Annotated in this window: 7 protein-coding genes; 5 read left to right on the top strand and 2 right to left on the bottom strand. The window is 72.6% G+C overall.

Translation table 11 applies throughout. The features are described from left to right. Window positions 1–72: 72 nt before the first annotated feature. Both acnA and ACJOT3_RS27995 read right to left on the bottom strand, forming a co-directional pair. On the bottom strand, window positions 73–2,796 hold the full coding sequence (acnA, locus tag ACJOT3_RS27990) for an aconitate hydratase AcnA (RefSeq protein ID WP_406976117.1): 2,724 nt from the start codon (window positions 2,794–2,796) through the stop codon (window positions 73–75). 577 nt (window positions 2,797–3,373) lie between these two features. Then, window positions 3,374–4,309, bottom strand: coding sequence for an LLM class F420-dependent oxidoreductase (locus tag ACJOT3_RS27995; RefSeq protein WP_406976118.1), 936 nt, complete (start codon window positions 4,307–4,309; stop codon window positions 3,374–3,376). Window positions 4,310–4,419: 110 nt separating this feature from the next. Between ACJOT3_RS27995 and ACJOT3_RS28000 the strand changes: the two genes are divergently transcribed. The 5 genes from ACJOT3_RS28000 (at window position 4,420) to ACJOT3_RS28020 (ending at window position 9,532) form a co-directional block, all read left to right on the top strand. Next, window positions 4,420–5,010: an RNA polymerase sigma factor gene (locus tag ACJOT3_RS28000; RefSeq protein WP_406976119.1), complete on the top strand. Its 591-nt coding sequence runs from the start codon at window positions 4,420–4,422 to the stop codon at window positions 5,008–5,010. Continuing rightward, window positions 5,007–5,810 carry a zf-HC2 domain-containing protein gene (locus tag ACJOT3_RS28005; RefSeq protein ID WP_406976120.1) on the top strand — a complete coding sequence of 268 codons (804 nt, stop codon included), beginning with the start codon at window positions 5,007–5,009 and terminating at the stop codon, window positions 5,808–5,810. The genes ACJOT3_RS28000 and ACJOT3_RS28005 overlap by 4 nt, the downstream gene beginning before the upstream one ends. Continuing rightward, the gene (locus tag ACJOT3_RS28010; protein WP_406976121.1) at window positions 5,807–6,712 is read left to right on the top strand and encodes an ATP-binding cassette domain-containing protein; all 906 of its coding nucleotides are present in this window, start codon (window positions 5,807–5,809) and stop codon (window positions 6,710–6,712) included. The genes ACJOT3_RS28005 and ACJOT3_RS28010 overlap by 4 nt, the downstream gene beginning before the upstream one ends. Then, window positions 6,709–8,271: a hypothetical protein gene (locus tag ACJOT3_RS28015; protein WP_406976122.1), complete on the top strand. Its 1,563-nt coding sequence runs from the start codon at window positions 6,709–6,711 to the stop codon at window positions 8,269–8,271. Before ACJOT3_RS28010 ends, ACJOT3_RS28015 begins: the two co-directional genes overlap by 4 nt. A gap of 211 nt (window positions 8,272–8,482) precedes the next feature. Further along, a complete protein-coding gene (locus ACJOT3_RS28020) occupies window positions 8,483–9,532 on the top strand; it encodes a hypothetical protein (protein WP_406976123.1) in 1,050 nt (349 codons plus the stop codon). Window positions 9,533–9,673 lie beyond the last annotated feature (141 nt).

Below are 9,673 nucleotides of genomic sequence, written 5' to 3' on the forward strand. Positions count from 1 at the left end.
CGCCGGTCGGGCGATGGCGGCCCCGTGAACCGCGCGCCGTGCCGGTCGGGCACGGCAGCGGAGTCCAGGTGACTACCCGGCGATCAGCTGGCGCAGCACGTACTGCAGGATGCCGCCGTTGCGGTAGTAGTCGGCCTCACCGGGGGTGTCGATGCGCACCACGGCGTCGAACTCGACGCCGGTGTCGGTGGTCACCTTCACCGTGGCGGGGATGCGGCCCTCGTTCAGCTCGGTCACGCCGGTGATGGAGAAGGTCTCCTCGCCGGTCAGGCCGAGGGAGTCCGCGCTCTGGCCCTCGGGGAACTGCAGGGGCAGGACGCCCATGCCGATGAGGTTGGAGCGGTGGATGCGCTCGTAGGACTCGGTGATGACCGAGCGGACGCCCAGCAGGCTGGTGCCCTTGGCCGCCCAGTCGCGGGACGAGCCGGAGCCGTACTCCTTGCCGCCCAGGACGACCAGCGGGGTGCCCTGCGCCGCGTAGTTCTGCGCGGCGTCGTAGATGAACGACACCGGGGCGTCGGGCTGGGTGAAGTCGCGGGTGTAGCCGCCCTCGGTGCCCGGCGCGATCTGGTTGCGCAGGCGGATGTTGGCGAACGTACCGCGGATCATCACCTCGTGGTTGCCGCGGCGGGAACCGTAGGAGTTGAAGTCGCGGCGCTCCACACCGTGGGCCTTGAGGTACTCGGCCGCCGGGGTGCCCGGCTTGATGGCGCCGGCCGGGGAGATGTGGTCGGTGGTGACCGAGTCGCCCAGCTTGGCCAGGACGCGGGCCCCGGTGATGTCGGTGACCGGGGACGGGTTCTCGGCCATGCCCTCGAAGTACGGGGGCTTGCGGACGTAGGTCGACTCGCCCTCCCACTCGAAGGTGTTGCCGGTCGGGGTGGGCAGCGAGCGCCAGCGCTCGTCACCGGCGAAGACGTCCGCGTAGGCCGACTCGTACATGTCGGCGGCGATCGCGGAGTCCATGACCTCCTGGATCTCCTCGGCGGTCGGCCAGATGTCGGCCAGGTAGACCGGCTCGCCGTCCTTGCCGACGCCCAGGGGCTCGGTGGTGATGTCGACGTCCAGGGACCCGGCCAGGGCGTAGGCGACCACCAGCGGCGGCGAGGCCAGGTAGTTCATCTTGACGTCCGGGTTGATCCGGCCCTCGAAGTTGCGGTTGCCGGACAGCACCGCGGTGACGGCCAGGTCGTTGTCCTGGACGGCCTTGGAGATCTCCTCCGGCAGCGGGCCGGAGTTGCCGATGCAGGTGGTGCAGCCGTAGCCGACCAGGTTGAAGCCCAGCTTGTCCAGGTACGGGGTCAGGCCGGAGCGCTCGTAGTAGTCGGTGACGACCTTGGAGCCCGGGGCCATGGAGGTCTTGACCCACGGCTTGCGGGACAGGCCCCTCTCCACCGCCTTCTTGGCCAGCAGGGCGGCGCCCAGCATGACCGACGGGTTGGAGGTGTTGGTGCAGGAGGTGATCGCGGCGATCACGACGGCGCCGTGGTCGATCTCGGTCTCGGTGCCGTCGGCCATGGTGACCTTGACGGGCTTGTGCGGGCGCGCGCCGTTGGCGGACTGCGCCGGGGCGTCGGAGGCCGGGAAGGACTCCTCGCCCGCCTCGTCGGCCTCGTCGGAGACGTAGTTGCGCACGTCGTGGCGCCAGGTCTCCTTGGCCTCGGCCAGGACGATGCGGTCCTGCGGGCGCTTGGGGCCGGCGATCGACGGGACGACGTCGCCCAGGTCGAGCTCCAGGTACTCGGAGAACTCGGGCTCGTCGGCCGGGTCGTGCCAGAAGCCGTTGGCCTTGGCGTAGGCCTCGGTCAGGGCGACCTGCTGCTCGGAGCGGCCGGTCAGGCGCATGTAGCGGATGGTCTCGTCGTCGATCGGGAAGATCGCGGCGGTGGAGCCGAACTCGGGGCTCATGTTGCCGATGGTGGCGCGGTTGGCCAGCGGCACGGAGGTGACGCCCTCGCCGTAGAACTCGACGAACTTGCCGACCACACCGTGCTGGCGGAGCAGCTCGGTGATGGTGAGCACGAGGTCGGTGGCGGTGGTGCCGGGCTTGAGCTGGCCGGTGAGCTTGAAGCCGACCACGCGCGGGATGAGCATGGAGATCGGCTGGCCGAGCATGGCGGCCTCCGCCTCGATGCCGCCGACGCCCCAGCCCAGGATGCCCAGGCCGTTCTGCATGGTGGTGTGCGAGTCGGTGCCGACGCAGGTGTCGGGGTAGGCCTGGCCGTTGCGGCTCATGGTGACGCGCGCCAGGTGCTCGATGTTGGCCTGGTGCACGATGCCGGTGCCGGGCGGGACGACCTTGAACTCGTCGAACGCGGTCTGGCCCCAGCGCAGGAACTTGTAGCGCTCCTGGTTGCGCTCGTACTCGATCTCGACGTTGCGCTCGAACGCGTCCGGGGTGCCGAACAGGTCGACGATCACGGAGTGGTCGATCACCAGCTCGGCGGGGGCGAGCGGGTTGATCTTGTCCGGGTCGCCGCCCATGTCGCGGACGGCCTCGCGCATGGTGGCGAGGTCGACGACACAGGGGACGCCGGTGAAGTCCTGCATGATCACCCGGGCGGGGGTGAACTGGATCTCCTGGCTGGGCTGGGCCTTGGCGTCCCAGCCGGCCAGGGCGCGGATGTGGTCGGCGGTGACGTTCGCACCGTCCTCGGTGCGCAGAAGGTTCTCCAGGAGGACCTTCAGGCTGTAGGGAAGCCGGTTGGAGCCCTCCACGGAGTCCAACCGGAAGATCTCGTACGACTCGTCGCCAACGCGCAACGTGTCACGGGCGCCGAAGCTGTTCGCGGACACGGTGTCTGCCTCCTGATCTCGCCACTTTGTCCCTGGCATCCTGCCCCATCGGGCGGATGCGGGACCCACTGAGGCCGCCCTAACCGGTCGCCGGGTGGACGGAGGGCCGCGGGGGTGTCCTCCGACCGTATCCGACCTCTCGGAAGCGGCCATGACCTGCGACGACACCACTCGTCACAGGCCAGGCGGTCCGCTGCGCGCGGACGCCCGTGATGCTCGGGGCCGGGAGACGCCGAGAGGTCGACGTCACACACCCGGGCCCGGCCCGGGTCGGGGGGAACCCTCGTTTATCTTGATATCAAGTTATCCCACTTGTATCTCGATATCAAGTTATCGTGAACCCGCCCGCCCCCTGTCAGCACCCCTGCTTGTTCTTTTGAACCTCCGCTTCGCTTTGGTTCGTGCGATGCGCCCCGAGAATGCGGGAATGGGTTCAAGGGAGCGCAGTGGCCCTACGTCGACATCCTCGCCCACCCGTCACCCGCCACCGCCCCCAACGGACGGCCTACGGCCGCAGGCCCTTCCTCGAAGACGTCTCCTCCGGGCCTCCAGAACCCCGCCGGCGCATCGCGAACCCTCAGTCCAGCTGCGGGGCGACCGCCGAGGCCACCAGCTCCAGGTGCTCCAGGTCCGCCATGTCCAGCAGCTGGAGGTACATGCGCTCGGCGCCCAGCTCCCCGAACCGGCCGATCTTGTCGACCACCTCGGCGGGCGTCCCGGCCAGGCCGTTGAGCCGCAGCTCGTCCACCTCCCGGCCGATGCGCTCGGCCCGCCGGGCGATCTCGGCCTCGTCGCGGCCCACGCACAGCACCTGCGCCGCCGAGTAGACGATCGGTTCGGCGCGCCCCACCGCCGCCGCGGCCGCCCGCGTCCGGTCGAACGCGGCCCCGGTGTCGGCCACCGAGGAGAACGGCACGTTGTACTCGTCGGCGAACGTCGCGGCCAGCCGCGGGGTGCGGCGCGGTCCGGTGCCGCCGATGAGCACCGGCGGCCGCGGGGCCTGCTCCGGCTTGGGCAGCGCGGGCCCCTCCGCCAGCCGGTAGTACTTGCCCTCGTAGCTGAACGTGCCGCCGACCGGGGTGGACCACAGGCCGGTGATGATGTCGAGCTGCTCCTCGTAGCGGTCGAACCGCTCCCGGGCCGTGGTCGGGAAGGGGATGCCGTACACGGCGTGCTCCTCCTCGTACCAGCCCGCGCCGAACCCGAACTCGACCCGGCCGCCGCTCATCCGGTCCACCTGCGCGACCGTGATCGCCAGCGGGCCCGGGTAGCGGAACGTCGCCGCCGTCATCAGCGTGCCCAGCCGGATCCGCGACGTCTCGCGGGCCAGCCCGGCCAGGGTGATCCAGGCGTCGGTCGGCCCCGGCAGGCCGCTGGCCGAGTCCCCCATGTGCAGGTAGTGGTCCGAACGGAAGAGGGCGTCGAACCCGAGCTCCTCGGTGGCCTTGGCCACGGCGAGCTGGTCCTCGTAGGTGGCCCCTTGCTGGGGCTCAAGGAAGATCCTCAGGCGCATAAACCCCATTTTCTCCCACCCGCCGGGACGATCTCCCCCCGGCGCGCGGGTAGCGTCGAAAAGGCCGCACACCGTGAACCGTCCTTCGAGCCCCGAGCGATAACCCCACCGTGAAGCTGTTCCGACGCGCGCACCGCCGCGCACCCTCCTACGGCCCCGACAGCACCGACCCGGTGCTGCTGACCGCCATCGCGGCGGGCGAGGCCGAGGCGCTGGAGATCCTCCACCGCAGGCACGCCCCCTGGCTGCGGGCGCGCCTGAACTACCGCTGCTCCGACCCCGACCAGGTCGACGCCGCCCTCCAGGAGACCTTCCTGGCCGTGTGGAAGAACGCCGGTTCCTTCACACCCCGGCCCGGCGACACCGACGCCGGGGCCTGGCTGTGGACCATCGCCATCCGCCAGCTCATCTCGCAGCTGCGCCGGCGGGCCAACCAGTGGATCTCCGACATCGAGGCGGAACCCTACGAGACCATCGGGGACGCCTCCGCCGAGGACACCGTGCTGCTCAACATCGAGCACGGCCCCCTGGGCGCGGCCCTGCACACCCTGTCCCCCGAGCTGCGGGCCGCCATACAGGCGACCGTGCTGGACGGACTCACCGTGAAGGAGGCCGCACAGATTCTCCAGATCCCCGAAGGCACCGTGAAGACACGGGTGATGCGCGCCAAGGCGCGTCTGCGGGAGGCATTGACGTCATGAGCGGTTGGCACCTGACCCCGGCCCAGGCCCACGACTACGCGGCCCGGAGAAGCGACGAGATCACCGCGATGTCGGTGGAGGCCCATCTGATGCACTGCGCGCCCTGCCGATCCCTGCTGCCCGCCGACGAGTCGTGGCTGGCCGACAGCTGGGCATCACTGCGCGACACCGTGGACCGGCCCCGGCGCGGCCCGGTCGAGACCGTGCTGGCCGCCGTCGGCCTGCGCGCGGAGACCGCCAAGCTCCTGGCCGCCACCCCGCGGCTCTACCAGGCCTGGCTCGGCTCCACCGTGGTGGTCCTGGCCGCCGCCCTGTTCGCCGCGCACCTGCTGCCGCGCGGTTCGCTGATGTTCGTCTTCCTGGCACCGGTGGTGCCGCTGGTCGGCGTGGCCCTGGCCTACGGGCGCGGGGTCGACCCGGCGCACACCCTGGCCTCGGTCACGCCCATGGCCGGGCAGCGGCTGCTGTTCCTGCGCACCTGCGCGGTCCTGGTCCCGGCCCTGCTGCTGTGCACCGGGGCGGCGCTGATGCTGCCGCACACCACCACCGCCTGGGACGCGGTCTTCTGGCTGCTGCCCTCGCTGACCCTGGTCGCGGGCTCGCTGCTGCTGGGCCACTGGATCCACCTGAGCGCGGCCTCGGGGATCGTGGGGATCCTGTGGCTGGCGGTCCTGGGGCTGGTGTCCCTGTCCGGGCAGACGGTCCCCGTCGGGGTGTTCGCCCCGCAGGCCCAGGCGTGCTGGGGTGTGGCCCTGGCCGCCCTGGTCGGCGTCCTGCTGCTGCGGGTGAGGATGGCATGACCACCGCCCTCACCGGCCGGGTGGAGCTGAGCGGGGTCACCCGCAGGTACGGCACCCGGACCGCCCTGAACGGGGTGGACCTGGAGCTGGGCCCGGGGGTGACCGGGCTGCTGGGCCGCAACGGGGCGGGCAAGACCACCCTGATGCGCTGCCTGGCCACCGACCTGGACACCACCTCCGGCCGGATGCGCCTGCTCGGCCTGGACCCGTCCCGGGCGGTCGAGCGCACCGAGGTCCGGCGGCGGCTGGGCTACCTGCCGCAGAACCCCGACTTCTACCCGCACTTCACCGCGTTCGCCCTGCTCGACTACATGGCGGTGCTCAAGGAGCTGGGCGGGCGCCGCACCCGGCACGACGAGGTACGCCGGGTGCTGCGCCAGGTCGGGCTGTACGACCGGCGGCACAGCCGGGTGCGCCGCCTGTCGGGCGGTATGCGCCAGCGCCTGGCGCTGGCCTCGGCCCTGATGGGCGACCCCGAGCTGCTGCTGCTGGACGAGCCGACGGTGGGCCTGGACCCCGAGCAGCGCATCCGGTTCCGCAACCTGGTGTCCCGGCTGGCCGTGGACAGCACCGTGGTGCTGTCCACCCACCAGATCGAGGACGTGGCCGCCCTGTGCGGGCACATCGTGTGCCTGGACGGGGGCCGGGTCGCCTTCGACGGGGCGCCCGGCGACCTGATCGCGCGCGCCCGCGGGCACGTGTGGGAGGGGCCCGGCGACCCGGGCAGCGGCCTGACCTCCTGGCGGCTGCCCGACGGGCGCCACCGGGTCCTGACCCCGGGGTCGCCGCTGCCGCCCGGGGCGGCCTTCAACGCGGTGGAGCCCACCCTGGAGGACGCCTACCTGCTGCTCGTCGGCGTGTCCGGGGCCGAACCCGCCGAGCCCGCGGGGGCGGTGCGGTGAGGCGCACCGCCACCTTCGTCCGACTGACGCTGTTCAACACGGTCCGCCTGCTGCGCGGGCCGTTCCTGCTGCCCGGCAGCGTGCTGTTCCTCGTGTACTTCATGTGGTCGGGCTCCTACCCCGGCCAGTCGGTGGACTCCTGGTACGCCGAGATGTCCACGTCGAGCCTGTTCATCGCCGCGATCGGGTTCAGCGCCGTCACCCCCTCCGCGGTGCGCGAGGCCCGCCACCCGGTGATCACCGCGACCCCGCTGGGCCGCACCGGCCGGACCACGGCCCTGGCGCTGGCCGCCGTGCTGCTGCTGTGGGTGATCCTGGTCGTGCTGGGGTCGTGGCTGTGGCTGACCGCCGAGCCCCTGCCACCCGCCGGGATCATCACCCCGCTGGCGCTCCCGGTGCCGTTCCTGGTGGCGGCGGCCGGGCCGCTCGGGGCGCTGCTCCTGGTCCTGTGGACCCGCTCGTACCTGCCGCTGGTCCTCCTCGCGCTCTGCCTGCCGCTGTACATGGTCTACAACGGCATCCTGCTGTCGGAGCGGCTCAACAGCGCCATGTCGCGGGCGACCATGGCCCTGCAGCAGGTCATCAGCCCCTTCCCCGACTACTCGGTGTCCCTGTCCACCGTGAACATGTACTCGCTGGGCTACACCGGCCTGGTGGTGGCCGCGCTGGTGGTGCTGGTGCTGGGCGCCCGCGGCCGCGTCCGGGTCCTGGTCGCCACCTCGGTCGCCGCGGCCGTGCTGGCGTCCGGGGCCGTGGGGGTCGCCGTCCACGGCAACTCGACGGTGTGGCGCGACGGGATGCTGAGCGTCCGGGAGTACGCGGACACGGAGGTGTACGGGGTGGAGGGCCCCTGGCCCTGCCAGGAGGTCGAGGGCGTGACCTACTGCCCGCTGCCCGGCTACGACTCCTGGATCCCCTCCTGGCACGACACCCTGGACCCGGTCCTGGACGAGCTGCCCGAGGCCGCGCGGGCCGGCGCCCCGGTGGTGTGGCAGGACGCCAACTGGTACACCCGCGAGTTCGACGCCGCCCGGCCCGCGGTGATCGTCCACGACTACCTGGACCCCGACACCTATCCCTGGCACTCGTACCTGTACTCGGCGTTCGCCCGCAAGACGCTGGGGATGTCCGCCGGCGAGCCCGGCCCCTACGGGCAGGACGACTGCCGGAGCACCGGGCAGGCCCGGACCGCGGTGGTCGCCTGGGTCGTGGACCGCGTCGTCGCCGCCTACGAGCCGGAGGACGACTACCTGCGGACCGACACCCTGGCGAGCGCCCTGACCGACATGGCCCCCTCCCCCGCCGACCTGGAGCTGGGGCGGCGGGTCGTCTCGGAGCCCCCGGAGCGGGTGCGCGCGCTGCTGGAGGAGCACTGGGACCGGATCTCCTCCGGGGAGATGGGCACCCTGGAACTGGCCGCGCTGCTGGAGGTCCCCGTCACGGCGGAGCAGGACCGGGTCGCCACGCCCGCCGAGTGGAACTCCGCGTTCTCCGACATGGAGCCGAACCTGTACGAGGCCTGGAACCCGTACGTCGACCTGTGCCCGGTCGGGGCCTGACCCGGGGTCCCGGCCCGGGGCCCTGAGCAGGGGCCCTGAGCAGAGGCTCTGAGCAGGGGTCCCCGACGCGGGCCCCGGCCACCGGGGCGGCGGGACACCGTTACCCGGGCCGGTGCGCCCTTGCCCGTCGCTTTGCCGGGCGCTGCCTAGACTCGCGATCATCCATGGGTTCCCCGGCCGCGCGCCGGGTCTTTCGCGAGGTGGACATCCGTTGAGTCTTCGCCTTACCGTCGCCTGCGCGGCCGCCCTGGGCATCGCCGCCGCCCCGGCGTCGATCGCCCCCGCCCTCGCCGCGCCGACGTTCCCGGCCACGGCGAGCGCGACCCTGGTGGGCCTGGCCGTGGCCCCCGACGCGGGCGGCGCCGAGGGGTTGTGGGGCACCGTCTACGTCAGCTCGGAGGTGGGCGAGGAGCGGCTGGAGGCCGACACCGCCAGCGACCCGGGCGGGCTGCTCGAACCGGTGTCGGCGGTGGGGCCCGTGCAGGCGACGGTCAACACCACGGCGCGGGGCGGGGGGCGGGCCGAGGCGGTGGCCGAACTGGGCGGGCTCACCCTGTCCCTGCCCGGCATCGACACGCCCGCGGTCGAGGTCGGACCGCTGCGCAACTCGCTCACCTGCGACTTCTCCGGGAACCTGGAGTGGGAGGGCGGACCTGAGGCCGAACGGGTCGTCACCGTGTTCGGGACCCCGCTCACCCCGTCCGGCGGCGAGGCCTCCGCCGACGTCGAACTGCCCGACGGGAGCACCGCCGAGGTGACGGTGACCGACCACGCCCCGGCCGAGGGGGACGGCGACGGCGGTGCGGGAGAGATGTACACCGGTGTCCGGGCGACCGTCGACGGCGCTGAGCTGTTCGACCTGGCGATGGCGGCCGTGTCGGTGGAGTGCCCCACCGACGGCGGCGGCACCACGGACGCCCCGGCCGCCGGGGAGCGGGACGACGGGGAGCCGACCGACGGGCCGACCGCGGGGGAGGACGACGCGTCCCCGTCCCCCTCCCCGGGGACCGGGGGTCCCGCGGCGGGCGGCCCGGACGAGGGCACCGACCCGGCGACGCCGTCGCCCACGGAGACCTCCGCACCGGCGGCCGACGACGACGGCACCGGGATCGGGGGCCTGCCCATCACCGGTGCCGCGCTGGCCGGGCTGGTCACCGCCGGGGTGCTGGCGGTCGGCGGCGGCGCGGCCGCGGTCCACCTGGCCCGCCGCCGCTCCCGCGGCGGCGACGGCACCCCCGGCACCGGCGACCCCGCGGCCTAGGTGTACTGACCACGGAGGTTGGTAACACCCACCCCGCCTGACACACACGAAGAGGGCCTCCGGTATCGGTGTGGATTGCGACATCTACCACCGGACCGGAAGGCCCTCGATGCCCCACACTACCCACGCCAACGCCACCCT

Source organism: Nocardiopsis protaetiae (assembly GCF_045446735.1).
Taxonomy (GTDB): Bacteria; Actinomycetota; Actinomycetes; order Streptosporangiales; family Streptosporangiaceae; genus Nocardiopsis; species Nocardiopsis protaetiae.

Coding starts and splice junctions, on each gene's coding strand:
- ACJOT3_RS28005 (WP_406976120.1), top strand. CDS start 5,007: ATGAGCGGTTGGCACCTGACCCCGGCCCAGGCCCACGACTACGCGGCC.
- ACJOT3_RS28010 (WP_406976121.1), top strand. CDS start 5,807: ATGACCACCGCCCTCACCGGCCGGGTGGAGCTGAGCGGGGTCACCCGC.
- ACJOT3_RS27995 (WP_406976118.1), bottom strand. CDS start 4,309: ATGCGCCTGAGGATCTTCCTTGAGCCCCAGCAAGGGGCCACCTACGAG.